We start from the raw sequence: 24,216 nt of genomic DNA on the forward strand, positions 1-24,216 counted from the left end.
GGCGCCGGGCCGCCGCCCGGGTGCGGGCGTTCGCGGCGGGCCTGGCGGGCCGGCTGCGGGGCCCGGCGCGCTCCGCCCCGGACGCGCCACCCCCGCCGCCCGCGCCCGCGCCGCCCCCCAGAGTGCCGGGGCGGCCCAACACCCGGCTCGCGGACCTGTTCGGGCTCGCCGGCTGGTCCCGGGGCGAGCTGGCCCGGCTGGTGAACCGGCAGGCCGCCGCGCTCGGCCACCCCCACCTGGCGACCGACACGTCCCGGGTGCGGCGCTGGCTTGAGCTGGGCGAGCGGCCGCGGGATCCGGTGCCCCGGGCGCTGGCCGCACTGTTCACCGAGCGCCTGGGACGGACCGTCACGGTCGCCGAACTCGGCTTTCCGCAAGGAGGGTCCGTCCCCACGGACCGGGGCGCCGACGGCTTCCCGTGGCCTCCGGAGCGTACGGCCGCGGTCCTGACCGAGTTCACCGGCATGGACCTGGTGCTGAACCGGCGCCACGCAGCTGCCGGCCTCGCGCGGGGTACGGCCGCCCTGCCCGGACCGGCGGGCGCGCGCACGGCATCGCCCTCCGAGGGCGCCCCGCGCATCCTCGACCTGGTCTCGCGGGCCCCGTCCGGGGCCCTGTCCCGCGAGCAACTGGGCGCCGCTCTAGGGAGGTTCGGGCGTGCGGAGGCGGCAGCACTGGCCCTGCTCGTCCAGCAGGGCCTGGTGCGGCCGGTGCCCGGCGGACGCTACGCGCTGGCCCGTGCGCTGCCCGCCGCGCCGGTGCTGCTCGGTGCCGCGCCGCGCGGCACCGCCCGGACCCCGGGCCGGGACGCCCCGGCCGCCCCTACGCCGACTCCGGTCAGTACTCGGGCAGTTCGATGACCGTGGCCGCCCGGAAGGTCTCGTCGGCCTCCATGCCGGGGCCCTCGAACTCGTCGTGCGGCGCGCCGTCCGGGTCCTGGGTGTCGTGCAGGGCGATGAGGGCCTGGTTGCGGGCCACGTGGTCGCGCAGCCGGTCCTCGTACGCGGCGAAGGCGGCCACGTGGTCGCCGTCGGCCGCGTGCAGCTCACCGGCCAGGACGTAGGCGCCGATCAGGGCCACGCTGGTGCCCTGCCCGGTCATGGGCGAGCAGCAGTAGCCCGCGTCGCCGAGGAGGGCGACCCGGCCGCGCGACCAGTGGTCCATCTTGATCTGGGCGACCACGTCGCAGTGGAAGATCTCCGACTCCCACATGCCCTTGAGGAAGCGGGGCACCTCCCAGCCGAGCCCGGCGTGGCGCTCCGCGACCATGCGCTTCTGGGCCTCGACGTCGCGGGGCAGGACGCGCTCGACCGGCTCGTCGGAGAGGAAGCCGACGAAGACGCGCAGTTCGGTGTTGTGGCGCGCGGTCATGGCCATGCAGCCCCAGATGCCGGGGGCCTCGGTCGCCAGCATGACCTCCCAGTCCTCGATGCCGAGGTGGTTGGGCACGCTCCAGGAGGCGATGTACGTGTTGAGGGGGTGCAGGTAGTCGGCCTCGGGGCCGAAGACCAGGCGGCGGGTCCTGGAGTGCAGGCCGTCGGCGCCGACGACGAGGCTGAAGTCGCGCTCGTCGCCGCTCTCGAAGCGGACCCGGACGCCGTCGTCGTGCTGGACGAGGGTCTCGACGGAATCGCCCCACAGGTACTCCACGCCCGGTCCGGCCGCGCCGATCAGCAGGCCGGCCAGTTCGTCGCGGAGGATCTCCACGTCGGGGCCGTCGACGGCGCCGCCGGTGACGGTGCGCTCGGTGGAACGGCGCAGTTCGCGGCCCTGCTCGTCGACCTCGGACATGCCGCGGAGGCGGGTCCTGCGGGCCCGCAGTTCGGGCAGGATGCCCATCCTCTCGGCCAGGTCGACGGCGGTGCCGCGCACGTCGATGGCCTGGCCGCCGCCGCGCAGGTCGGGGAAGCGCTCGACGACGGTGACGCGGAAGCCGTACCGCTGGAGCCAGTAGGCGAGCGCGGTTCCCGCGATGCCCGCGCCGGAGACGAGGACGGACTGGGGGCGGGCGTGGTGCGGGCGGATGCTGTTCGCCATGGCGGTGTTCTCCCGTTTCGGCCGTGTGGTCGCGCTGGTCTGTGTGCCACCACACTCCCGGGCGGCGCCGACAGACCACCGACCGTGTGCCGACGGGCACCGACCGCGCACCGACAGGACGCCGACAGGCTCGGGGGCGCCCATCGGCCAACTGCCGGTGGGCGCCCCCGTGTTCACACCTCGCGGGTGGCTCAGCCCGCGTGCTTCGCCATCCAGGCCTCGACCTCGTCGGCCGAGCGCGGCAGACCGGCCGACAGGTTCTCGTTGCCGTCGGCCGTCACCAGGATGTCGTCCTCGATGCGCACGCCGATGCCGCGCCACTCCTCGGGCACGGTCAGGTCGTCGGCCTGGAAGTACAGGCCGGGCTCGACGGTCAGGCACATGCCGGGTTCGAGGACGCCGTCGACGTACTCCTCGTTGCGGGCGTGGGCGCAGTCGTGGACGTCCAGGCCGAGCATGTGCCCGGTGCCCGCCATGGTGAAGCGGCGCTGGAGGCCGAGGTCGTACGCGCGCCCGGCCGGGCCCTCGATGAAGCCCCACTCCACGAGCCGGGCGGCCAGGTGGCGCTGGGACGCCTCGTGGAAGTCGCGGTAGGCGGCGCCGGGCTTGACCGCCGCGATGCCCGCCTCCTGCGCCTCGTACACGGCGTCGTAGACCGTGCGCTGCACGGCGGTGAAGGTGCCGTCGACGGGCAGGGTGCGGGTGACGTCGGCGGTGTAGAGGGTGTGGGTCTCCACGCCCGCGTCGAGCAGCAGCAGTTCGCCCGGGCGGACCGGGCCGTCGTTGTCGGTCCAGTGCATGATCGTGGCGTGCTCGCCGGCGGCGCAGATGGAGCCGTAGCCGACGGAGTTGCCCTCCAGGCGGGCGCGGCGGAAGAAGGTGCCCTCGATCCAGCGCTCGGAGGTGGCGACCGCCCGGGTCAGCTCGCCGACGACGTCGGTGAAGCCGCGCACGGTGGAGTCGACGGCCTTGCGCAGTTCGCCGATCTCCCAGTCGTCCTTGACCAGCCGCAGGTCGCCCAGCGCCTCCTCCAGCTCGTCGTCGCGCTCGGCGTCGGTGCTGACGGCGGCCTGGAGGGCGGGGTCCACGCCCCGGACGATCCGGGTGGGCACGCCGTCGGCGGCGGCCAGGTCCTCGGCGGCCCGGCGCACGTCGCGACAGGGCAGGCCGAGGACCCGCTCGGACTCGGCGAGGGAGCGGCGGCGGCCGGTCCAGAGCTCGGCGTGCGGGCCGGTCCAGAACTCGTCGTCGTCGCGGCCGTCGCGCGGCAGCTGGAAGCAGTACGCGTCGTGGCCGCCGTCCGCGCGGGGCTCCAGGACCAGGGCCCCGTCGCGGGCCTGGTCGCCGGTGAGGTGGACGTAGGCGGTGTGCGGGCGGAAGGGGTAGGTGTCGTCGTTGGAGCGCACCTTGAGGTTGCCGGAGGGGACGACGAGGCGCTCGCCGGGGAAGCGCGCGGAGAGGGCGGCGCGGCGGCGGGCGGCGTGCGGGGCCTGCTCGGCCGGGTCCAGGTCGTGCCGCTCGGTGTCGGCCCAGCCGGTGCGCATCAGGGCGGACAGCTCCGGGGAGATCTCGGCGTAGAGACCGTTCTTGCGGCGCTTGGCCACGGGGCACCTGCTTCCGGGTGGGTCCTCAGCGGCGGGGGCCGGTGCGGTGGCCCCTCGCCGTCGCCGGTCTTCGGCGGCGGGGGGACCGTATCCCCGCCGGTGGGCGCGCGGGGCGTGGTCGTGCCAGTGGCACTGATCGGACACGGCGGGGCGCGCGGGTGTGGCGGGGCGCCCGCTGGTGCCAGTGGCACGGAACGGACACGCGGTGCGTGCGGGCGGCGGATAATCGGGCCATGACGACGCGTGCGCGACTGGGCGAGGCCCTGCGACTCCTGGGGATCGACGCGGTGGCGGCCCGGCTGTACCTGACGCTGCTCGACCTGGCGCCCGCGCCGCTCCAGGAGGTCGCCGCGGCGGCGGACCTGGACGGGGCGGAGCTGGCGGAGGCGTACGCGGCGCTGGTGCGGGCCGGTCTCGCGGGCGCCGTGGACGAGGGCGCGGGCGTGGTGGCGCCGGTGCCGCCCGCGGCCGGCCTGGAGGTGCTGGCCCGGCACCGGGCGGCGGAGCTGGAGGAGTCGCGGATCGCGGTGGCGGGAGCCTTCGACGCGTTCCGCCGCCAGCACCTGGAGTCGTTCAGGGACGGCCTGGTGGAAGTGGTGACGGGCGACGCGGTGGGGCCGCGGGCGCGCCAGGCGTGGGCGAGCGCCCGGCGGGAGATCCGGCAGCTGGAGTCGCCGCCGTACTACCCGCTGCCCTCCGCGACGGCGACCCAGGACGCGCTGGCGACGCTGGCGCGGGGGGTGACGCAGCGGGTGGTGTACTCGCGGGCGTCCCTGGAGTACCCCGGGCGGCTGGCCGAGTCGATCGAGCCGTGCGTCAAGGCCGGGGAGCAGGCCCGGGTGCTGCCGTCGGTACCGGTCAAGCTGATGATCATCGACGACGCGTACGCGCTGGTGTCACTGGCCATCAGCGAGACCGACGTGCACCACACGACGCTGATCGTGCAGCCGTGCGGGCTGCTCTCGGCGTTGACGGCCCTGTTCGAGCAGTGCTGGCACAACGCCCTGCCGTTCCACGGCCGCACCACCCGCCCCGGGGGCCTGGCCCCCGCCGACCGCAGGCTGCTGTGGCTGCTGGCGGGCGGCGCGACGGACGAGGTGATCGCCCGGGAGCTGGGCGTGAGCCGGCGCACGCTCTTCCGCCGCCTGCAGGTGCTGATGGCGCGCCTCGGGGCGGCGAACCGCTTCCAGATGGCACTGCAGGCGCAGCGGCAGGGGTGGCTGTGAGGTCAGGGCCCGTGGGGGCCGGTCACCGCGGCCCCGGGGCGTCCTCGCGCAGCCGTCGGGAGACCGCGCGGGCCGTCGCGCGGACGGCGGGGATCCAGGAGGCGGCGTCGAAGCCGTCGCTCGGGCCGACCACCGAGAGGGCGGCGACGACCGCGCCGGTGGGGCCGCGCACCGGGGCCGCCGCCGTGGCGCGGGGATGGGGCAGCAGCCGGCTGCCGACCGCGTGGTCGGCGCGCCTGACCTCGGCGAGGACCCGGCGCAGGTCGTCGGCGTCGCGCACGGCGTCCAGGCCCTCGGCGGGCGTGAAGCCGGCCAGCGCGCGGTCCTGCTCGGCGGGCGGGGCGAAGGCGAGCAGGACGAGTCCGGCGCCGCTGGCGTGCAGGGGCATCCGGCCGCCGACCCGGTAGCGCACGGGCCCGGCCTCCGGGGCGGAGAGCCGCTCGACGAGCAGCGCCTCGCCGCCGTCGCGCACCGCGAGCAGGACGTGGCGGCGCATCACGTGGAAGAGGTCCTCCAGGTGGGGCATCGCCACCGCGCGCAGGCCGTGGCCGCGCGGGGCGAGCGTGGCGATCTCCAGCAGGCCGAGCCCGATGACGTACCGCCCGTCGCCGAGCCGTTCCAGCGCACCGGCCGCGACCAGGTGGCGGGCCATGCGCAGGGCGGTGCTGCGCGGCAGCGCGGCGCGGCGGGCCAGGTCGGCCAGGCCGAGGGCGCGGTGGTCGGCGTCGAAGGCGCGCAGCACCGCGAAGGCGCGGTCCACGACCGCCTCGCCGGGCGGGCGTCCGCCGTCCTGGCCCATGGCCGCTCCCTGTCGTGCGTGTGCGGTGCTCCGGGCGGGGCCACCCGATCGGTGTGCCACTCAGTGGAACAGCACGTGCCGCCCACCGGTCGCGCTTCCTACCGTAAGGGGGTCGGGCCCCGTGCCGTGTCCGGGGCGTTCCCCGTGCCCGTGAGGTGAGTCCGTGCCGTCCGTACCGCAGCCCGAGCAGTCGTCCGTACCGGAGCCCGTGCCCTCGCCCGTACCGCAGCCCGAGCCGTCGCCCGTACTGCAGCCCGAGCCGTCGCCCGTACTGCAGCCCGTCCCGTCGTCAGTCCCGGAGCCCGTCCCGTTCGTCGACGTCCATACGCACTTCGTGACCGAGGGGTACGTCGACGCCGCCCGGCGGGCCGGCATCGCGCACCCGGACGGCATGCCGGGCTGGCCGTCCTGGAGCGCGAAGGGCGCGCTGGCCCTGATGGACGCGGCGGGCATCGGGCTCTCGGTGCTCTCGGTGTCCTCGCCCGGTACGCACTTCGGTGACGACGCGGCCGCCCGGGCGCTGACGCGCGAGGTGAACGAGTTCGCGGCGGACCTGCACCGCGAACGCCCCGACCGCTTCGGGCACTTCGCGTCGCTGCCGCTGCCGGACGTGGAGGGCTCGCTGGCCGAGGCGGCGTACGCGCTGGACGTGCTGGGCGCGGACGGGCTCGCGGTGGAGACGAACGCGCACGGGGTCTACCCCGGTGACGTGCGGTACGCGCCGCTGTGGGCCGAGCTCGACCGGCGGGGCGCGGTGGTGTTCGTGCACCCGACGTCCCCGCCGAACGGGGAGGCGGTGTCGCTGGGGCGGCCCCGGCCGATGCTGGAGTTCCTCTTCGACACCGCGCGGGCCGCCTCGGACCTGGTCCTGGGCGGGGTGACGGCGCGGTACCCGGGGATCCGCTGGGTGTTCACGCACGGCGCGGGGGTGCTGCCGCTGCTGGCCGCGCGCCTGGAGCTGTTCGCGCGGATCCTGCCCCCCGCGCCCGGGGCGCCGCCGGTCGCGGTGCGCGAGGAGCTCGGGCGGCTCTGGTACGACGTGGCCGGCACCCCGTTCCCCGATCAAGTGCCCACGCTTGAGCGGGTGTTCGGCACCGAGCGGATGCTCTACGGCAGCGACGCCTGCTGGACCCCCGACGCCGCGGTCCTGGCGCAGGCCGCCTCGCTGGACGCGGCGCCGCAGCCCGGGGGGACGACCTGGCGCGAGCTGACCGGCCGCAACGCGCGCCGCCTCCTCGGCGAGCGCGTCCTCTGACCTTCCGGGGCCGTGCGGCCGCGCGGGTCCCGGGCGTTGCGCGACCGTACGCTCCCCCGGGTTACGCGACCGTCCCCGCCGTCTCGTCCACCACCGCGCGCAGCGCCTGCGCCGTACGGTCCAGGTGCGCGGCCAGGAGTTCGGCGGCGCGGTCCGGGTCGCGGGCCAGGGCGGCGTCCATCAGCGCGCGGTGCTCGGCCGTGACGTCGCGGGCCACGTCGCGGGCGATCGGGATGGACCAGCGCCGGTAGAGCGTCGCGGCGTCGCGCAGGGCCATGGCGACGGACAGCAGCCGCTCGTTCCCGCACCCTTCGAGCAGGGCCTGGTGGAAGCGCTCGTGGACGGCGAACCAGGCGTCGTTCGGCTTGCCCTCGGCGTCCACGACCGGGGTTCCGGCCAGCTGGTGGTGGGCGGCGACCACGGCGGCCTCCCAGCGGATGTCGCCGCGCAGCACCGAGCGGCGCAGCACCAGGGACTCCACCTCGACGCGGGCGTCGGTGAGTTCGTCGAGGTGGGCGCGGGAGAGGGTGACGACCCGGAAGCCCTGCTGGGGGGCGGCGACGACGAGGTCCTGTTCGGAGAGCCGGGTGAGGGCCTCGCGCACCACGGACTGGCTGACGCCGAACCGGCCCGCCAGCTCCACCAGGCGCAGCTTCCGCCCGGGGCCCAGGGCGCCCTGGAAGATCTCCTCGCGCACGGCCTCGTACACCGTGGCCGCCCGCGTCCGCTTCGCCTCCGCCATGGTCACGGAGAGTACCAGGATCACGCCAGTCTCAGAAAATATCGTTATTCTCTTGCTCTGGCGATACTTGCGTCCGAGACTGGGCCGCACACGCACCCATCCCCTTCTCGACGGGAGAACCCATGCGCCTGGCGAACATCGACGGACGACTGGTCCTGCGCGGCCCCGGTGGCCGCGTGGACGTGGCCGAGGCCAGCGGGGGCCGGTTCGGCCCCGACCCGCAGGACGCGTACCGCGACTGGGACGCCTTCACCGCCTGGGCCCGCGGGGCGGGGCTGGCCGGCCCCGCCGAGGGCCCCGCACCCGACGGCGGCTCCTACGGCCCGCCGGTCCCCCGGCCCGCGCAGGTCTTCGCGATCGGCCTCAACTACCGCGAGCACGCAGCCGAGGCGGGCCTCGACGAGCCCGCCTCCGCCACCGTGTTCACCAAGTTCCCCACCTCGGTCGCCGGCCACGACGCCCCGGTCGAGCTGCCCGGGGGCAAGGTCGACTGGGAGGCCGAGCTCGTCGTGGTGATCGGCCGCCGCTGCCACCGGGCCGCCCGCGAGGACGCCTGGTCGTACGTGGCGGGCCTCTCGGTGGGCCAGGACCTCTCCGAGCGGGACCTCCAGCTCAGCGGCCCCGTGCCGCAGTTCTCGCTCGGCAAGTCCTACCCGGGCTTCGCGCCCGTGGGCCCCGAGCTGGTGACGACCGACGAGTTCGCCGACCCCGGGGACCTGGCGATCTCCTGCGCCCTGGAGGGCGGCGAGGTCCTGCAGAAGAGCCGCACCTCCTGCATGATCTTCGACGTCCCGGAGCTGATCGTCCAGCTCTCCGCCGTGTGCCCGCTGCTGCCGGGCGACCTGGTCTTCACCGGCACGCCGTCCGGGGTCGGCATGGCCCGCGACCCGCAGCGCTTCCTGTCCCCGGGCGAGGTCCTGCTCACCACGATCGAGGGCGTCGGCACCCTGCGCACCCCGCTCACCGGCTGAACACGCGTACCCCGCTCACCGGCTGACGACCCGTCACCACGCAGTACACGCCCCGGAGAACACCGCAGCACGAGAGACAACCACAGTACGAGAGATACGAGACACCGCAGTACGAGCCGTTTCTCGACGAAGAGAGCCGCACATGCCACTGCACCGACTGACCGACATCGTCATGGGCGTCCCCGACCCCGCGCGCACCGCCGCGTACTACGAGGAGTTCGGGCTCACCGCCTCCGCCGCCCGGGGCCCCGCGCACGTGCTGTCCACCACGGACGGCGGCGAGCAGCTGCGCATCACCGGGGCCCCCCGCCGCCGGCTGCTCGAACTGGGCGTCGGCGCCGACGACCCCGACGACCTGGACCGGGTGGCCGCCTCGCTCACCGCCCTCGGCCTGGCCCCCCGGCGCGAGGCCGCCTCGGTGAGCGCCCTGGACCCCGGCACCGGCGTGCTGGTGCGGGTGGAGATCGCCGCCCGCCTCGCCCAGGAGCCGCCCGCGCCCGCCCCGTACAACGTGCCCGGCGACGCGCCCCGGCTGAACGAGCGGGCGCCCGGCGTGCTGCGCCAGGGGCCGGTGCGCCCGCGCAAGCTGGGGCACGTGGTGCTCGGCTCGACCGACCAGGCTTCCTCGCAGCGCTTCTTCGAGGACGGCATCGGCTTCAAGGTCAGCGACACCGTCCCGGAGCTGGCCGCCTTCATGCGCTGCTCCACCGACCACCACAACGTGCTGGTGCAGCAGGCCCCGGTTCCCTTCCTGCACCACACGTCCTGGCAGGTGGACGACGTCGACGAGATCGGCCGGGGCGCGAGCGCCATGCTGGAGGCCGACCCCGGGCGGCACACCTGGGGCCTGGGCCGGCACTTCATCGGCTCCAACTTCTTCTGGTACCTCAAGGACCCGGCGGGCAATTTCTCCGAGTACTACTCCGACCTGGACTGCATCGTCGAGGACGCGCTGTGGAAGCCCGGGGTGTGGGAGGGGACGCGCGCGCTGTGGTCCTGGGGTCCTCCGCCGCCGCCGTCGTTCCTCGCGCCGGACGACCTGGCCGCCCTGATGGCGGGGGCGCACGACGCCCCCGGCGCGTAGGGGGCCGCGGATGTCCACGGAGCCGCCGGACGCCGACGTCCTGGTCGTCGGGGCGGGGCCGGTCGGCCTGGCCCTGGCCCTGTTCCTGGCCCGCGACGGGGTGCGGGTCACCGTGGTCGAGCGGTGGCCGCGGCCCTACCCGCTGCCGCGCGCCGTGCACTTCGACGACGAGGTGGCCCGGCTGCTGGCCGGCGCGGGCGTCGGCGCGTACGCCGCGGGGCGGACCGCCCGGGCCGACACCTACGAGTGGCGCAACGCCGCCGGTACGACGCTGCTGCGCTTCGACTGGTCGGGCACCGGGCCCTCGGGCTGGCCCACCGCGTCGATGTTCCACCAGCCGGACCTGGAGGCGGCGCTCGCCGATGCGGCCGCGGCGCAGCCGCTGATCACCGTGGAGCGCGGCACCGAGGCGCTGTCGGTGGCCCAGGACGCGGACGGGGCGCGCCTGACCGCGCGGCGCGCGGACGGTACGGAGGCGGAGCTGCGGGCGCCCTGGCTGGTGGGCTGCGACGGCGCCAACAGCCTGGTGCGCACCGCGATGGACACCACCGTCACCGACCTGGGGTTCTTCTACGACTGGCTGATCGTGGACGTGCTGCCGCACGAGGAGCCGGTGTGGTCGCCGATGAACGTCCAGGTGTGCGACCCGGTCCGGCCCACCACCGCCGTCTCCGGCGGTCCCGGGCGGCGGCGCTGGGAGTTCATGCGGATGCCCGGGGAGAGCCGGGAGGAGCTGGACACCGAGGCGGCGGCGTGGAAGCTGCTCGCGCCGTGGGGCGTGGACGCGGGCAACGCGGTCCTGGAGCGGCACGCGCTGTACACCTTCCAGGCCCGCTGGTGCGACCGCTGGCGCGACGGGCGGCTGCTGCTCGCCGGGGACGCGGCGCACCAGATGCCGCCGTTCGCCGGGCAGGGCATGTGCTCGGGGATCCGGGACGCGGCGAACCTGGCCTGGAAGCTGGCGCTGGTCGTGCGGGGCGCAGCGGCCCCGGCGGTCCTCGACACGTACGCCTCCGAGCGCGCGGCGCACGTGCGGCACGCCATCGGGATGTCCGTGGAGCTGGGGAAGGTCATCTGCGTGACCGATCCGGCGGCGGCGGACGCCCGGGACGCGGCGCTGGTGGCGACCGGGGGCGAGCTGCCGCCGGTGCCGCCCGCCGCGCTCGGCGAGGGGCTGGTGCTGCGCGGCGCCGACGGGCGGCCGGACGGGGCGGCGGGTGCGCTGAGTCCGCAGGGGCGGGTGCGCCGGCGGGGCGTGACGGACCTGCTCGACCAGGCGGTGGGGCACGGCTTCGCGCTCTGGGCGAGCGGTGACGTGCTGGCCGGACTCGGCGACGGGGAGCGGGAGTTCCTGGCGGGCATCGGGGCGCGCACGGTCCGGTTCACGCCCGCGGACGCGCCCGGGGACGGCCCGCACGACGCGGTGGACGTGGACGGACTGCACCTGGCGCACCTGGCCGGTCTCGGCCTGGCGGGCGCGGTGGTGCGGCCGGACCACTACGTGTACGGGACGTTCGCGGACGCCGACGGGCTGCGCGCGGTCCTCGCGTCGCTGCGGAAGGCCCTGGCCGGGTGAGGGTCAGCCCGCCTGGACGATGGTGCGGGCCACCAGGCGGTGGGCCACGTGGTGCACCCGGCGCTCGTGGTCCCAGCCCTCGGCGGTCGTGCCTCCGGGGTGGCCGGGCAGCTCGAACTCCAGGCAGGCGGTGCAGGATCGATCCGGCACGGCCTGCGCCCGGTGGGCCTCGATCTGGTGCTCGGCCCAGTGGCCCAGGGTTTCGGCGGCGCGCCCGGTCCAGTAGCGGGCCGCCGCCGGGCCGGACGCGGCCTCGACCCGGCGGCGGGCGCGTTCGTAGGAGCTGCGGAAGACGTACGCCAGTGGGCAGCACACCCCGATGGGCTCCGGCATGGTCGTCTCGGTCATGACGCGAACGTACGCGGGCAGGTACGGACCACACGGGTGTTGACCGGAATTCAGCGGCTGTGTGGACCCGTCTTTGGCCGAAGCCCGTCGTTCTTCACTCCTGCGGGTCCCCGGGAGGACTTCAAACCTCCCGGGGACCCGGCGGGTGGGGACCGGAGCCCGCGGGTGCTCAGAGGCGGCGGCAGAGCAGGGCCGCGGGCACTCCGCCCCTGGCCCAGGCGTGACTGAAGGCGACCCCGGCCGCGTACTCCCCGGTGGTGCACTGGCCCTTGTAGTTCCCGGAAGCGAATTCGCCACCGGGGTTCCCGGCGGGCCGGTTGTCGCCACGGTCGAACCAGACGGTGCGCCCGTCGGTCGGCAGGGCGCGGGACGCGGCGGCGCACAGCGCGCCGGAGACGGCCTGCCCGCGCACGCTGTAGCCGATCATGAACTGGCCCTTCGGGCACTGGTACTTGGTGTACCCGGAGGCCCAGTCACCCTGCTGGACCTGGCCTTCGTCGCGTACGACCGTCAATACACCTCCGGGCGCGGCCAGTTGGGAAGCGCCCGCGTCGGTGCACAGCCCCCGGCCGTCCCGGTGGGCCAGACCGGCCAGGCGCTGGCCGTCGGGGCAGACGCCCTTGCGGGCACCCGCGTCCCAGTCGCCCGAGGCCCGCACGCGCAGCGACTGCACCGCGTCGGCGTGGTCGAGGTCCAGCATGTCCCAGGTGTCGGCGGCGGCGACCGGACCCGCCTTGCCCGGCCCCTCCACCAGGCGGCGCCAGTCGGCCGCGCGCCAGTCCCCGCCGTCCAGCACGCCCGAACGGCGGCCCCGCGCGTCGTAGTTGACCAGCGACCAGGTGCCGTGCCCGGTCCAGCCGAGCAGCGGCCAGTACGCGAAGTCCAGGTCCCGGGCGAGCAGGTAGTCGACGAAGGCGCGGAACCAGGCGCGCGGCTTCTCGGCGCCCTCGTCGGCCCCGATGCCGAACTCGCTGATCCACACGGGCGCGGTGAAGTGCTGCCCGGTGCCGGGGTCGGCGGCCACGAAGCCGGCCTGCCGGTCGAGCGTGGCGAACAGCTCCTCACGCGTCAGGTCCTGGTAGCGCGGGTCGCTGGTCTCGCCGATGCCGGTGGCGCCGGAGTGTCGGGGCCCGGTGTAGCCGTAGAAGTGGGCCGCGTAGACCAGCTTGTTCGAGCGCACCAGGGTGTGCGAGAGGGTGCGGACGGGCTCCAGGGTGGGCCGGCCGTGCGGGAGGCCGTCGACGGGCAGGCCCGTCCAGTTGATGCCCTCCACCATGATCAGGAGGTCCGGGTTCGCCTCGGTCAGCAGCCGGTCGGCGAGGTGCTGGGAGGCCTGCCACCAGTCGTGGTCGTCGCCCAGGCCCCAGTTGGGGTCGTCCAGCACGTTGCGGCGGACCTCGTTGTAGAGGTCGGCGCCGACGACGCGCTTGTCCTCCCGGTAGCGGCGGGCGAGGAAGAGCCAGTCCTCCTCCCAGCGCGCGGTGGTCTGACTGGTGTTCCAGCGCTCGTTGCCGTCCACGCCGCAGCACCAGCGGGAGGTGTTGGTGTGGTTGTTGAGGACGACGGCGAAGCCCTCGGCGGTGGTCGCGGCCACCACCGCGTCCAGGACCTGGAGCGCTGTGCGGCCGCGCAGCTGGGGGTTGGCGGCGACGGCGGCGTCCGGGACGGGCCGGGTGTCGTGCAGCATCTCGTTGGAGAAGGGCAGCCGGACGCTGTTCACGCCGAGCGCGCGGAAGCCCGCGAGGAGGTCGGGCACGGACGCGCGGTCCAGGCCCAGCGGCATCTGGTCGGACTTCTCGCCGTCGTGGTGGCTGGCCGGGTCGTCGACGTCGCCGGAGCCGTTCCAGGAGCCCTGCGCCCCCTGCCAGTTGGCGGACCTGAGCTTGAAGCGGTTGCCGTCGGCGTCGACGACGTACCGCCCGCGCGTGCTCAGCGGCGGGCGCCAGGCCTCGGCGAGCGGGGCCGCGGCCGCGGCCTCCGGGGCGTCGGCGCGGGGCGCGGCGGTGGCGGGCGGGGCGGCCGCCGCGAGCAGCAGCAGGCCGGTGAGGGCCGGGGCCAGCAGTCGTCTCACGGCGCTCCTCCTGCGTCGGGCTCGGCGCGGTGCTCCATGGGGCTCTCCTCACGAACGTGAGCAAGGCTCAGCTTTGACGTGACCTGGACAACGGTACGGGTCCGCGCCCGCCCCGCACAGGCCCCGGCGCCCACCCCCGTACCGCCCCGCGCACCGCACCCGTACGGCTCCCCGTTCCCCCGCGTCCCGGCCCCCGCGCCCCGCACCCTCGGCGGCTCCCGGGACGCCTGTGACGTGCGGGTACGGCGCCCGTCGCGGGGCGGCCAAAAAATGGGGTGGTGACGACGTTTGCCCTCCGGCCTCCCGGACAAGCGCCCCACGTGCTTCGGACCAGAGGCGCGAGCGCCGGGACCCCGTCCCGCGGCGTCCTCCGGTCCTGCCGGAGCGCGACGACGCGGCGGACGGGTCCACCGGCGCCCCCCTGACGTCGCCCTCCAGGAGTTCCCGATGAACACCGCACCCTCCGGCACCCGTCCCCGTCCCCGCCCCCAGCGCCGCCCGGCCGACCCGGACACCGGCGCCCTGTTCCAGCACCTGGCCGACCTGCCCGAGGGGGCGGAGCGCGACGCCGTGCGCGACGAGCTGGCGCGGGCCTGGCTGCCGATGGCGTACCGGCTCGCGGACAAGTACCGCGACCGGGGCGAGCAGCGCGAGGACCTGCGCCAGGTGGCCGCGATGGGGCTGGTGAAGGCGATCGACCGGTACCGCGACGACGTCGGCGCCTTCGAGGCGTACGCGATCCCCACCATCACCGGCGAGATCAAGCGGCACTTCCGCGACCACGCCTGGTCGCTGCACGTGCCGCGCTCGGTGCAGGACCTGCGCAACAACGTGCGCCGGGCCAGCCGCCAGCTCCAGGCCGAGGGGCTGAAGAACCCGCAGCCGGAGCAGATCGCCGAGCGCACCCGGCTCACCGTGGAGCAGGTGCGCACCGGCCAGGCCGCGATGGACGCCTTCCGCACGCTCTCCCTGGAGCGGGCCCAGGGCCCCGAGGGCGACGACGACTCGCTCGCGCTCGGCGGCCTGATCGGCGAGGAGGAGGCGGGCTTCGAGACCGTCGTGGAGCGCGAGTCGGTCAAGCGGGTCCTGAACGAGCTGCCCGAGCGCGAGAAGCGGATCCTGTACCTGCGCTTCTTCGCGGACATGACCCAGGCGCGGATCGCCGAGGAGTTCGGGATCTCGCAGATGCACGTCTCCCGGCTGATCACCCGCACCTGCACCCGGGTGCGCGACCAGGTCCTGGAGGGCCAGCGCGAGTCCCGGCTCCCCTCGCGGGTGCCCGCCCGCCGCCGCCCGCGCGGCGCGACCCGCCCCGTCACCCATGTGACCAGCCAGAACGCCGCCGCCTGAGCGGTCACCCCGGGCGCCGGGCCGCGCACCGCCCCCGCTACTGTGGCGATCATGGCGGACTGGGAGATGCGAAGGCCCCGCGCGGGCGACCTCGAACTGCTCGTGGAGGTACGGGCCGAGGCGATGCGGGCCGACCTGGTGCGGCTCGGCCGCTACGACGAGCACCGGGTGCGCCAGCGGCTGCGCGACTCCTGGGAGCCGGCCCACGCCTGGATCATCGAGGTGGCCGGGGCGTTCGCCGGCTCGGTGGCCCTGCGCCCCGCCGAGGACGCCCACTGGCTGGAGCACTTCTTCCTGGACCCGCGCACCCAGGGCGACGGCGTCGGCACGGCCGTCCTGGCCGAACTCCTCGAGCGCTGCGACCGGGACGGGACGCGGGTGCGCCTGATCGTCCTGCGGGGCAGCGCGGCGCGGCGGCTGTACGAACGCCACGGCTTCGTCACGGTCGACGAGGACCCGGTGGACGTGCACATGCTGCGCGAGCCGCGCCCCCGCTGACCGCCCGCCCCGGTCCCGCCCGCGCCTCTTTGCGCAACCCTGCTGCCCCCGCGCGCCGCGCGCGGGACACTCGGGGCACAGCCGGTTTCGGCCGTGCGAGCCGAGTGGGGTGGCGGGGTGCGCAGTCCGGTCAGTGATCCGATGAGCGTGGGGCCGTACCGCGTGGTGGGGCGCCTGGGCTCCGGCGGGATGGGCTGGGTGTACCTGGGGCGCTCGCGCGCCGGACAGGTCGTCGCGGTGAAGGTGGTGCGCGCCGAGCTGGCCGCCGACCCGGAGTTCCGCCGCCGCTTCGCCCGCGAGGTGGCCGCCGCCCGGCTGGTCGGCGGCGCCCACACGGCGGCCGTCCTGGACGCGGACCCGGAGGCCGAACTGCCGTGGCTGGCCACCGCGTACGTGCCGGGGCCCGCCCTGTCGGAGGCCGTCGCCACCGACGGCGCCTTCACCGAGGAGCAGACGCGGCGGCTGGGCACCGGCCTGGTCGACGCGCTGGGCGCGATCCACGCGGCGGGCGTGGTGCACCGCGACCTGAAGCCGTCCAACGTGCTGCTCGCCTCGGACGGGCCCCGGGTCATCGACTTCGGGATCTCCTGGATGGCCGGGGCGCCCGGCCTCACCCGGACCGGCGCGCTGATGGGCACCCCGCCGTACATGTCGCCCGAGCAGGTCACCGGCGGCCGGTCCGGTCCGCCCGGGGACGTGTTCTCGCTGGCGGGCGTGCTGGTGTACGCCTCCGCCGGGCACCCGCCGTTCGGCAGCGACGCCGCCGTGCACTACCGGGTCGTGCACGGCGAGCCCGATCTGGCCGACGTACCGGGGCCGTTGGAGGCGGTCCTGCGCCGCTGCCTGGCCAAGGCGCCCGCCGAGCGGCCCGCCCTGGCCGAGCTGCGCTCCGCGCTGCTCGACGGCGAGGGGGCGGAGCGCCCCGCGCAGTGGCCCCCCTCGGTGTCGCGCACCATCGAGGTGCGCACCGACGAGCTGCGCGCCCGGCGCTCGCGCGGGGTGAGCGAGTCGGTGCCGTCGTGCCTGCTGCTGCACGCGCGGGCGCTGCTGGACGCGGGGCTCACCGACCGGATGGTGTACGAGGCGTCCGGGCGCGCGGCCTCGTGAGCGCGCGCGACGGGGACACGCTGCCCCAGGACCCGTACGACCCCCACGGCACGGAGAGGACGCCGTCCTTGGAGCAGCAGGAGACCGGGATCGCCGCGCACTGGCGGGAGTGGGTCGTCCGGTGGGCACGGGGGCACGGGCTGCACCCGGTGGCCGATCCGGTGTCGGTGTCCTGCGGCTTCGAACTGCCGGACAGCGGGCGGACGGTGACGGTGCGTTTCATGACGACCAAGAAGCTCCTGGTCGCGTTCATGACCGACGGCCGGAACCTGCGGGCCGACCAGCTCGCCGTGGCCGCCGCCGCGGCGAACGCCTGGAACACCGAACAGCTGGTCCCCATGCTGTCGGTGTGGGACGTGCGCGGCCCGAACCCGTGCATCGCGGGGGTGTGCACCCTGCCCCTCGGCTGCCGCATGGAGCGGGCGGAGTTCGACGCCCTGGCCAGTGATTGGGCGGCTCAGGCGAGGCAGATGTTCACCCGGTGCCACGAGGTGTTCGCGTTGTAGAAGTGGCGGCGGCGCGGGCCTCCCACCCCTTCCGAACCGGCCGACCAAGCCCCCATATTTGCGGTGTGCATCCCCGGATGAGGCATATCTGGATCGGGTTTCTGGCCCTCGCGCTGCTGCCCCTGACGGCCACCGCCGCCCACGGCGCCGACTGCTCGGGCGACTTCGCGGCGCGCCTGTCCTGCTGGGGGGACCGCACCGGGGACGGCGCGCCCCTGGTGGTCACCCTGCGCGACCCGCTGGCGACCGGCGGGAAGCCCTCCGACTGGCAACTGGCCGAGCGCAAGGCCGCGTTCGCCCGCGGCCCGCTGGTGGTCCTGGCCCCCGGCCGGGGGCCGACCGGGGAGGGCGGCACCCTGCTCCTCGCGCTGGCCGGGGAGCGCCTGGTGGACCCGGGCGCCGAGGTGACCCGGCTGCGCCCGGACGCCCTCGCCGCGCTGCGGGCGGCGGGCGGCTGCTCCGCCGCCCTGTGCACGCTGCTGGCCGCGCCGCAGCAGGGCGCGGCCGCCAGGAAGCCGCTGCGCGGCAGCGACATGATCGCGGCGAAGGCCGCCGACGACATCGGCCCGGGCACCGACGCGTTCGGCACCGACGAGCAGCCGTTCCCGTGGGCGACCGCGCTGCTCGTGGCCGTCCTGCTGGTACTGCTGGTCCTGCTCTTCGCGGTGGTACGGCGCTCGCGCGCCCCTCGCCCGGCACTCGCCGCGGCCGCGCACCCGGGCGGCCCCGTCCCCGCCGCCCGCCGCGCACCGGCACCCGCGCCGCCGGCCGCCCGGCCCCCGTCCGGCGCCGCCCCGCGCGGCCCCACCCGGACCGCCGTGGTGCGCACCGCCCTGCGCCCCCAGGGCTACGTGGAGCTCGACCACAGCCTGTACCGGGCCGTGTGGACCGCGCCCGGCGCCCCGCCCCCTGACCCCGGCGAACCGGTCGAGGTGAGCGGCACACACGACCGGGACCCCGCCGTCCTGCAGGCCCATCCCCAGACCCGCCAGGAGACCCCGTGAGCATCCGCGGACGCCACCAGACGCCCACCATGCCGGCCGAGTACGCCGACATCGAGTTCGAGAACAACGCGCAACGGCTGCCGCTGGTGCTCTGCCTCGACACCTCAAGCTCCATGACCGGCGCGCCGATGGACACCCTGAACGCGGCGCTGGACGACTGGACCCGCGAGCTGCACGACGACGTCAGCCTCAGCTACAGCGTGGAGGTCGCGGTCATCACCTTCGGCGGGCGCGGCGTGACCGCCTACCGGGGTCCCGAGGCGCTGCAACCGGGCGAGCGGGTCAGCCCGTTCCTGCCCGCGCACGCCTTCCGCCCGCCGCGGCTGACCGCGTCCGGGGTGACGCTGATGACCGAGGCCCTGGAGCTGGCCATGCAGGTCGTCGCCGCCCGCAAGCAGGAGCTGCGGGCCCAGGGCCTGCAGTACTACCGGCCGCAGATCTGTCTGGTCACCGACGGCATCCCGACCGACGGCACGGGCCACTTCACCACCTCCTGGCACCGGATCGTGCCCGTGCTCGCCGCCGAGCAGGAGGCCCGGCGCTTCCGGCTCTACGCGATCGGGGTGGGCGGCATCACGGACACCGGCGAGCAGGTGCTCCAGGCGTTCGCGCCGATGTTCCACGCCCGGCTGCACGGCTTCCCGTTCCGCCAGCTGCTCCAGATGATGTCCGCGAGCGCCAACGCCGAGCAGCGCGGCGCGGGCGACGAGGTCTTCGAGAAGATCTTCAGCCAGTTCAAGACCCAGCGCCCGGCGTGGGAGGCCTGAGGCCGCCATGGACCAGGAGGGGAAGGGGAGTTGGCGGGTGCACGGGCTGAGCGTCGAGGGCTACCGGCACCGGCGCACCGGCACGCCCTGCCAGGACGCGTGGCAGTGCGCCGTCAGCGGCCCGGTCACCGCGCTCGCCGTCGCCGACGGCGCGGGCAGCCGGCCGCGCTCCGACGAGGGCTCCCGGCTGGCCGCGGACCTGGCGGCCGAGCGCTTCGCCCAGCGGGCGGCGCGCGCCGCGCGGGCCGATCCGGACGGCACCGCGGTCCAGCTGACGCTGCGGGAGGCGTTCGCGGACGTGGCGCGGGAGTTCCGCCACCGCACCGGGGACGTGGCCGACGACTTCGCGACCACGCTGACCGTACTGGTCCTGGCGCCGGACTGGCTGGGGCACCTGAGCGTCGGGGACGGCTTCGTGGTGCTGCGCGCCGGGTCCGACGGCGGCAGGCCGCAGTTCCACCTGCTGCCGCAGCCCGACGCGGTCGGCGAGTACGGCAACGAGACGACGTTCCTCACCTCCTACGGCGCCGAGCACCGGCTCAGCGTGCAGTGCGTGCGCGACCCGGAGGTGGACGGGGCGTTCCTGTCCACCGACGGGCTGGCGCAGGCCGCGCTGACCCGGCCGGGCGCCACCCCCAACGACTCCTTCGCCACGGCGGTGCTGCGCTCCCTGGACCGGGGCGAGATCCTCGACGAGGACCCCCAGCTGGCCGCGCTGCTGCGCTCGGACCGGCTCACCGCGCTCAACGGCGACGACAAGACGCTGCTGCGGGCCGTTCGTCCGGGGAGCGGGCGGTGAGCGCCCCCGGCGGGCCCGGGGGCATCACCGTCCACCTGGACGGCCGCCCCGTGCTGCTCTCCCCCACCTCGCTCAAGGACGGCGGGCAGGCGGCGGTGCACCCCGTCGAGGGCGACCCGGGCATCGTCGTCAAGCTGTACCGCGACCGGCCCGGCGCCGACCAGGAGCGGCGGCTGGCCCGGATGCTGACCATGGCGCCGCTGGGCGACCGGCCCACCGACAGCGCCCAGCGCCCGGAGCTGGCCTGGCCGACCTCGCTGGCCCGCAGTCCCGGCGGCGCGTTCCTCGGGTACGCGATGCAGCGCTTCGGGGAGCCCGAACACGTGCAGCTGGTCGCCCTGTTCACCCGCGCCCAGCGGGTGCGGCTGTTCCACGAGCGCGCCGACTGGCGCTTCCTGCTCGGGGTCGCCTGGAACCTGGCGTTCATGACCGCCCGGATGCACGACGAGGACCTGGTCGTCGGGGACTTCTCCAGCAGCAACGTCGTGGTGGACACCAACGGGTTCGTCACGTTCCTGGACTGCGACTCCATCGCCTTCACCGACGCCGTCAGCGGCGAGGTGTTCCCCTGCCTGATGCACACCACCGAGTACTCGGCGCCGGAGCGCCAGGCGGGCGGCCCGGCGACCCGCGCCAGCGACGACTTCGCGCTGGCCGTGCTCCTCTACCAGCTGCTGACCGCGGGCAACCACCCCTACGGCGGGGTCCCGCACGACAGCCGCTCGGAGTCCACGGTCAAGGACAACATCGCGGCGAGCATCTCGTACGTGGTGCGTCCCGAGCGGGTCGTCATCCCGCGCGGCACCGTCGACCCTTCGGTGCTGCCGCCCGGGCTGCTCGCCCTGGCCCGGCGCGCCTTCGGGCCCGGCGCCCTGGACCCGGCGGCCAGGCCGTCGGCGCAGGAGTGGCTGCGGGCCCTGGACCGCGAGCGGGCGGGCGTACGGGTGTGTGATCGGCGCCCCCGTCACACGTACGGCTCGCACCTGCCCGGCTGCCCGTGGTGCGCGCGCGTGGAGGAGACCGGCCACGACGTGTTCAACCTGCGTACGGCGCCCGTGCCGGGCGCACCGGAGGCGCGCGGCGCGCGGATGGGCGACACGCAGCGGGCGCTGCTGATCGCCGCGGTGCTGCTGGTGCTGCTGATGGTGGTGCTGATCGCCCTGTGAGGGCCGGGCGCCGCCCCCGCGCATGCGCCTGTCGCGCGGGGGCGGCGGCTCGGGTCAGCCGATGTGGGCCCGGCCGCCGAGGCGGATGCCCAGGATCGCGCCCAGGTCGAGGTCGACCTTGAGCTTCAGGCCGAGCGCGACGTTGAGGTCGACCTTGGCGTCCAGGGAGATGTCGCCGCGCACGTCCAGCAGCGCCGAGCCGCCGACGAAGCAGTCCGCGCCCAGGGCCGCGTTGAGGCGGGCCGCGGCGTCGGCGGAGACCGAGATGTTGGTGTTCAGGTTGAGCAGACCGGCGTGCGCGTCGACGACGGCGCTGACGTTCGGGCGGACGAAGGTGCCCAGGCGGACGGTCGCGTCACCGTCCACGCGGGCCGACAGGGTGCCGGTGGTCAGGTCGGCCTCGAAGTCGGTGACCTTGACGAACTTCTTCGTCTTGACGTTGACGAAGGCGACGCCCGCGCCCGAGTACTGGATGCGCCCGCCGAGCTTGCCCTTGACGTTGGCGACCGCACCGGCCTTGACGCCGAGGCTGAGCTTCGCGCCGCCGTAGACGTGCGCCTGGACGTTGCCCTCGGTGTCGACGTCGGCCAGGACGACGCCCTTGGCCTTGAGCGCGGCCTGGGCCTTGGCGGACAGGCTGAAGGTGGTGATGCCGCCGTCGACGGGGACGTCCGTCATCATGGGCGCGGTCACGGCGCGGTGCGCGACGGCGTCACCGGCCGGGGCGGCCACCGCGACGGCGGGGACGGCGGCCAGGGCGAGCGCGGTGGCCGCGGTGACGAGCACGCGGGAGCGGCGCGAGGCGAAGCGGATGGAGGAGGACATGCGGGGAACTTCCCTTCCGGATGGGCTGTGCCCCCTCAGCCGACGTCACATCAGATGATGATGCGATCGCGATTGGTGCGTGTGGGTGGGGAGTTCCCCCTTCTGGCGGCAGCCACGGGCACGACACGCCGTGCGGCCGCGCGTTGCTTGACTTTTCGCCACGGGCCTCTCGGTGTGAACCCCTCTCCACGGGCTTCTCGCCGCGTTGTCCCGCCTGAACTGCGCTGACCTCGCACGCCACTTCCCCGCCCCTTCTTAGAACTCTCTTACGTGCCAAGGACACCCTGGGCTCCATGGCAGACCCCACGCCCGCCGAGCGGCGGCACGCGACCACCGGCCCCTCCCCCTCCCCGCGCGCGTCCGGACGCCCCCTCGGCCGGCGCGCCCTCGCCTCGTCGGCCGCGCTGGCCGCGGCCCTCGCCACCACCGCGGGCACCGCCCCCGCCCAGGCCGCCGCGCCCGGTGGCGACACCGCGCCCACGGTCAGGGGCGCGGCGGTGGAGCTCTCCGCAGGCGGCACCCGGTTCACCGTGGACACCCGGACCCTCGGCGTCACCGCGCGCAGCGGCGCCGCCCAGGTGCCGGTGTCCGGGGCGGCGGGCAGCGAGCTCGGCACGCCCGGGCGGGTCGAGGTGCGCGGGCGCGAGGCCGTGTGGTCGTACCCGGCGGCCGGCCTGACCGTGACGGCCTCCAGCGCCTCCGGGCGGGTCTCTGTGACGGTCCGCGCCTCCCGCGACACCTCGCTGGACTGGCCCGCCACCGGCCCGGGCCGGGGCCCCGCGTCCCTGGAGGTGCCGCGCGGCGAGGGCCTGTCGGTCCCGGCGGACGACCCGTTCTGGAACAGCCCGGGCGCGGGCCTGGCGGGCACGGCCGCGGACCTGGAGACCGGCGGCCTGACGCTGCCGGTGTGGGGGTGGACGACCCAGGGCCGCTCGGTCAGCTACCTGGTGCCCGAGTCCGTCGGCACCTCGCTGGCCTTCGCGTCGCGCGGCGGGCGGCTGAACGCGACGGCCCGGCACGCGTTCTCCGCGTCCGAGGACACCCGCGAGTACCAGGTGCTGTTCTCGGTGGCGCAGGCCTCGCCGGTCGCCACCGGCGCGGACTACCGGCGCTACCTGGACCAGAAGGGCGGGGTGCGCACCCTGCGCGAGAAGATCGCCCGCAACCCGGACACGGCCCGGCTGCTCGGCGCCGAGCACGCCTACCTGTGGGGGGACGCCCTCAAGGCCGAGTCGGTGCGCACGCTGCGCGCCCAGGGCAACGGGCGGCTGTGGCTCGGCTACGACGCCAACGACAACCCGATGGACCGCGAGGCCGTCAGGGCCGCGCGGGAGGCGGGCTACCTGGCGGGCCCGTACGACTCGTACGACAACGGGCAGCCCGCGGACGGCGCCGACACCCCGGTCGCGAAGTGGCCGGACAAGGTCTACCCGGACTTCTGCGTGAAGGAGGCCGACGGCAGCGACAAGACCGGCTTCGGCGGGCGCGGCTGCTACCTGAGCACCGAGGCGTTCCGCAAGGCCGAGCCCGAGAAGCACTACCTGGCCGACCGGCAGCGGGAGATGACCGCCAACGGCGTCAACAGCTACTTCCTCGACGTGGACGCGGCGGGCGAGCTGTTCACCGACCACAGCCCGGTGCACCCGCAGAACAAGAAGCGGGACCGCGCCAACCGGCTGGCCCGCATGGAGGCCCTGGCCGCCGCGGGCCGCCCGGTGCTCGGCTCGGAGTCGGCGGTCGGCTGGTCCGCGGGCGCCCCGGCGTTCACGCACGGCGCGCTGACCCCGGTCAACGACGGGCTGTGGGCGTTCCAGAAGGACAAGGAGAAGTGGGGCGCCTACTGGCCGGCCGAGGCCCCGGCGTTCTTCTTCAAGCCGACCACCCTGCCCAAGGACCTGGCCACGTCGATGTACGACCCCCGCTACCGGGTGCCGATCTACCAGACCGCGCTGCACGACGTGCTGGTGAGCACGGACCGCTGGGAGATCCCGTACGACAAGCTGCCCGACCAGAAGCGCGACCGGGCCCTGATGTCGCTGCTGTACAACACGCCGCTGAACTTCACGCTGTCCGGCGCCAACCTGGAGTCGGCGGGCAAGGAGATGGCCGGGCTGCAGAAGGACTTCGGACCGCTGCACCTGGCGGCGGGCACGGAGCCGATGAGCGCCTTCCGGCAGCTGACGGCGGACCGCACGGTGCAGCGCAGCGTGTTCGGCGACGGCGTTCTGACGGTGACGGCGAACTTCGGCACGAAGGCGTACCAGGGGCTGCCCGCGGGCTGCGCGGACGCGAAGCTGAAGGGCGAGGAGAAGGCGCGCCGGATCTGCCCGGTGAAGTGAGACCGGCCGGTCCGGCGGATGCGTGCGGCCGAAGGACGGGTGCGTACGGCCGAAGGAGGCGTACGCACCCGTCGGACCGGCCCACGACTGCGTACGGCCGAAGCCCACTACGCCCCGGCGCGGCAGCTCACGCCGCACCCGC

General features: G+C 75.4%; 21 protein-coding genes and 1 pseudogene. 15 read left to right on the top strand and 7 right to left on the bottom strand.

Translation table 11 applies throughout. From position 1 onward, the window contains the following. Positions 1-122: 122 nt before the first annotated feature. Positions 123-671, top strand: a pseudogene (locus ABT160_RS11755) (NsdA family TPR-like regulatory protein); the annotation flags it as partial. A gap of 166 nt (positions 672-837) precedes the next feature. On the opposite strand, the gene ABT160_RS11760 reads toward ABT160_RS11755, so the two are convergent. Together ABT160_RS11760 and ABT160_RS11765 are read right to left on the bottom strand one after the other, a co-directional pair. Next, entirely contained in the window at positions 838-2,037 is a 1,200-nt protein-coding gene (locus tag ABT160_RS11760) for an FAD-dependent monooxygenase (protein ID WP_351646519.1), read from the bottom strand. A gap of 191 nt (positions 2,038-2,228) precedes the next feature. Then, positions 2,229-3,641 carry an aminopeptidase P family protein gene (locus tag ABT160_RS11765; RefSeq protein ID WP_351646521.1) on the bottom strand — a complete coding sequence of 471 codons (1,413 nt, stop codon included), beginning with the start codon at positions 3,639-3,641 and terminating at the stop codon, positions 2,229-2,231. Between the two features lie 233 nt (positions 3,642-3,874). On the opposite strand from ABT160_RS11765, the gene ABT160_RS11770 reads away from it, so the two are divergent. Then, positions 3,875-4,867 carry a LuxR family transcriptional regulator gene (locus ABT160_RS11770; protein ID WP_351646523.1) on the top strand — a complete coding sequence of 331 codons (993 nt, stop codon included), beginning with the start codon at positions 3,875-3,877 and terminating at the stop codon, positions 4,865-4,867. A gap of 22 nt (positions 4,868-4,889) precedes the next feature. On the opposite strand, the gene ABT160_RS11775 is transcribed toward ABT160_RS11770, so the two are convergent. Continuing rightward, positions 4,890-5,666, bottom strand: coding sequence for an IclR family transcriptional regulator (locus tag ABT160_RS11775; RefSeq protein WP_351646525.1), 777 nt, complete (start codon positions 5,664-5,666; stop codon positions 4,890-4,892). 271 nt (positions 5,667-5,937) lie between these two features. Here ABT160_RS11775 and ABT160_RS11780 point away from each other — a divergent pair, with 271 nt between their 5' ends. Then, complete coding sequence (locus tag ABT160_RS11780) at positions 5,938-6,921, top strand: amidohydrolase family protein (protein ID WP_351646698.1); 984 nt, start codon at positions 5,938-5,940, stop codon at positions 6,919-6,921. A gap of 61 nt (positions 6,922-6,982) precedes the next feature. Here the strand turns inward: ABT160_RS11780 and ABT160_RS11785 are convergent, their stop codons facing one another. Continuing rightward, positions 6,983-7,663, bottom strand: a complete 681-nt coding sequence (locus tag ABT160_RS11785; protein WP_351646527.1) for a GntR family transcriptional regulator — start codon at positions 7,661-7,663, stop codon at positions 6,983-6,985. A gap of 122 nt (positions 7,664-7,785) precedes the next feature. Here ABT160_RS11785 and ABT160_RS11790 point away from each other — a divergent pair, with 122 nt between their 5' ends. The 3 genes from ABT160_RS11790 to mhpA all read left to right on the top strand — a co-directional run bounded on the left by ABT160_RS11790 (position 7,786) and on the right by mhpA (position 11,294). Further along, the gene (locus ABT160_RS11790; protein WP_351646528.1) at positions 7,786-8,634 is read left to right on the top strand and encodes a fumarylacetoacetate hydrolase family protein; all 849 of its coding nucleotides are present in this window, start codon (positions 7,786-7,788) and stop codon (positions 8,632-8,634) included. Between the two features lie 142 nt (positions 8,635-8,776). Continuing rightward, positions 8,777-9,718 (top strand): VOC family protein, encoded by a 942-nt coding sequence (locus ABT160_RS11795; RefSeq protein WP_351646530.1) that lies wholly within the window; start codon positions 8,777-8,779, stop codon positions 9,716-9,718. Positions 9,719-9,728: 10 nt separating this feature from the next. Next, positions 9,729-11,294, top strand: coding sequence for a bifunctional 3-(3-hydroxy-phenyl)propionate/3-hydroxycinnamic acid hydroxylase MhpA (gene mhpA, locus ABT160_RS11800; RefSeq protein WP_351646531.1), 1,566 nt, complete (start codon positions 9,729-9,731; stop codon positions 11,292-11,294). Between the two features lie 3 nt (positions 11,295-11,297). Here the strand turns inward: mhpA and ABT160_RS11805 are convergent, their stop codons facing one another. After that, positions 11,298-11,642: a hypothetical protein gene (locus tag ABT160_RS11805; protein WP_351646533.1), complete on the bottom strand. Its 345-nt coding sequence runs from the start codon at positions 11,640-11,642 to the stop codon at positions 11,298-11,300. Positions 11,643-11,811: 169 nt separating this feature from the next. Beyond that, positions 11,812-13,713, bottom strand: coding sequence for a glycoside hydrolase family 5 protein (locus ABT160_RS11810; RefSeq protein ID WP_351646534.1), 1,902 nt, complete (start codon positions 13,711-13,713; stop codon positions 11,812-11,814). Positions 13,714-14,160: 447 nt separating this feature from the next. On the opposite strand from ABT160_RS11810, the gene ABT160_RS11815 reads away from it, so the two are divergent. From ABT160_RS11815 to ABT160_RS11850, 8 genes are all read left to right on the top strand, one after another. Next, positions 14,161-15,063, top strand: coding sequence for a SigB/SigF/SigG family RNA polymerase sigma factor (locus tag ABT160_RS11815; RefSeq protein WP_351646535.1), 903 nt, complete (start codon positions 14,161-14,163; stop codon positions 15,061-15,063). Between the two features lie 51 nt (positions 15,064-15,114). Next, positions 15,115-15,561, top strand: a complete 447-nt coding sequence (locus tag ABT160_RS11820) for a GNAT family N-acetyltransferase (protein WP_351646537.1) — start codon at positions 15,115-15,117, stop codon at positions 15,559-15,561. A gap of 141 nt (positions 15,562-15,702) precedes the next feature. Continuing rightward, positions 15,703-16,668, top strand: a complete 966-nt coding sequence (locus tag ABT160_RS11825) for a serine/threonine-protein kinase (protein WP_351646538.1) — start codon at positions 15,703-15,705, stop codon at positions 16,666-16,668. Further along, complete coding sequence (locus ABT160_RS11830; protein WP_351646539.1) at positions 16,665-17,174, top strand: hypothetical protein; 510 nt, start codon at positions 16,665-16,667, stop codon at positions 17,172-17,174. The genes ABT160_RS11825 and ABT160_RS11830 overlap by 4 nt, the downstream gene beginning before the upstream one ends. A gap of 77 nt (positions 17,175-17,251) precedes the next feature. Then, positions 17,252-18,178, top strand: coding sequence for a hypothetical protein (locus tag ABT160_RS11835; protein WP_351646541.1), 927 nt, complete (start codon positions 17,252-17,254; stop codon positions 18,176-18,178). Positions 18,179-18,207: 29 nt separating this feature from the next. After that, on the top strand, positions 18,208-18,945 hold the full coding sequence (locus ABT160_RS11840; RefSeq protein ID WP_351646699.1) for a vWA domain-containing protein: 738 nt from the start codon (positions 18,208-18,210) through the stop codon (positions 18,943-18,945). 7 nt (positions 18,946-18,952) lie between these two features. Further along, positions 18,953-19,744 (top strand): PP2C family serine/threonine-protein phosphatase, encoded by a 792-nt coding sequence (locus ABT160_RS11845; protein ID WP_351646542.1) that lies wholly within the window; start codon positions 18,953-18,955, stop codon positions 19,742-19,744. Beyond that, the gene (locus tag ABT160_RS11850; RefSeq protein WP_351646543.1) at positions 19,741-20,910 is read left to right on the top strand and encodes a hypothetical protein; all 1,170 of its coding nucleotides are present in this window, start codon (positions 19,741-19,743) and stop codon (positions 20,908-20,910) included. The genes ABT160_RS11845 and ABT160_RS11850 overlap by 4 nt, the downstream gene beginning before the upstream one ends. A gap of 54 nt (positions 20,911-20,964) precedes the next feature. On the opposite strand, the gene ABT160_RS11855 is transcribed toward ABT160_RS11850, so the two are convergent. Continuing rightward, complete coding sequence (locus ABT160_RS11855; protein ID WP_351646544.1) at positions 20,965-21,735, bottom strand: hypothetical protein; 771 nt, start codon at positions 21,733-21,735, stop codon at positions 20,965-20,967. 293 nt (positions 21,736-22,028) lie between these two features. Here ABT160_RS11855 and ABT160_RS11860 point away from each other — a divergent pair, with 293 nt between their 5' ends. Further along, complete coding sequence (locus ABT160_RS11860) at positions 22,029-24,074, top strand: glycoside hydrolase (RefSeq protein ID WP_351646546.1); 2,046 nt, start codon at positions 22,029-22,031, stop codon at positions 24,072-24,074. Positions 24,075-24,216 lie beyond the last annotated feature (142 nt).

Source organism: Streptomyces sp. NPDC001941 (assembly GCF_040296945.1).
Classification (GTDB): Bacteria; Actinomycetota; Actinomycetes; order Streptomycetales; family Streptomycetaceae; genus Streptomyces.

Excerpts from the sequence above, each read along its gene's own strand:
- ABT160_RS11815 (WP_351646535.1), top strand. The coding sequence starts at position 14,161 with ATGAACACCGCACCCTCCGGCACCCGTCCCCGTCCCCGCCCCCAGCGC.
- ABT160_RS11785 (WP_351646527.1), bottom strand. The coding sequence starts at position 7,663 with ATGGCGGAGGCGAAGCGGACGCGGGCGGCCACGGTGTACGAGGCCGTG.
- ABT160_RS11775 (WP_351646525.1), bottom strand. The coding sequence starts at position 5,666 with ATGGGCCAGGACGGCGGACGCCCGCCCGGCGAGGCGGTCGTGGACCGC.
- ABT160_RS11820 (WP_351646537.1), top strand. The coding sequence starts at position 15,115 with ATGGCGGACTGGGAGATGCGAAGGCCCCGCGCGGGCGACCTCGAACTG.
- ABT160_RS11835 (WP_351646541.1), top strand. The coding sequence starts at position 17,252 with ATGAGGCATATCTGGATCGGGTTTCTGGCCCTCGCGCTGCTGCCCCTG.
- ABT160_RS11760 (WP_351646519.1), bottom strand. The coding sequence starts at position 2,037 with ATGGCGAACAGCATCCGCCCGCACCACGCCCGCCCCCAGTCCGTCCTC.
- ABT160_RS11855 (WP_351646544.1), bottom strand. The coding sequence starts at position 21,735 with ATGTCCTCCTCCATCCGCTTCGCCTCGCGCCGCTCCCGCGTGCTCGTC.
- ABT160_RS11860 (WP_351646546.1), top strand. The coding sequence starts at position 22,029 with ATGGCAGACCCCACGCCCGCCGAGCGGCGGCACGCGACCACCGGCCCC.
- ABT160_RS11845 (WP_351646542.1), top strand. The coding sequence starts at position 18,953 with ATGGACCAGGAGGGGAAGGGGAGTTGGCGGGTGCACGGGCTGAGCGTC.
- ABT160_RS11805 (WP_351646533.1), bottom strand. The coding sequence starts at position 11,642 with ATGACCGAGACGACCATGCCGGAGCCCATCGGGGTGTGCTGCCCACTG.
- ABT160_RS11840 (WP_351646699.1), top strand. The coding sequence starts at position 18,208 with ATGCCGGCCGAGTACGCCGACATCGAGTTCGAGAACAACGCGCAACGG.
- mhpA (WP_351646531.1), top strand. The coding sequence starts at position 9,729 with ATGTCCACGGAGCCGCCGGACGCCGACGTCCTGGTCGTCGGGGCGGGG.
- ABT160_RS11770 (WP_351646523.1), top strand. The coding sequence starts at position 3,875 with ATGACGACGCGTGCGCGACTGGGCGAGGCCCTGCGACTCCTGGGGATC.
- ABT160_RS11790 (WP_351646528.1), top strand. The coding sequence starts at position 7,786 with ATGCGCCTGGCGAACATCGACGGACGACTGGTCCTGCGCGGCCCCGGT.
- ABT160_RS11795 (WP_351646530.1), top strand. The coding sequence starts at position 8,777 with ATGCCACTGCACCGACTGACCGACATCGTCATGGGCGTCCCCGACCCC.
- ABT160_RS11825 (WP_351646538.1), top strand. The coding sequence starts at position 15,703 with ATGAGCGTGGGGCCGTACCGCGTGGTGGGGCGCCTGGGCTCCGGCGGG.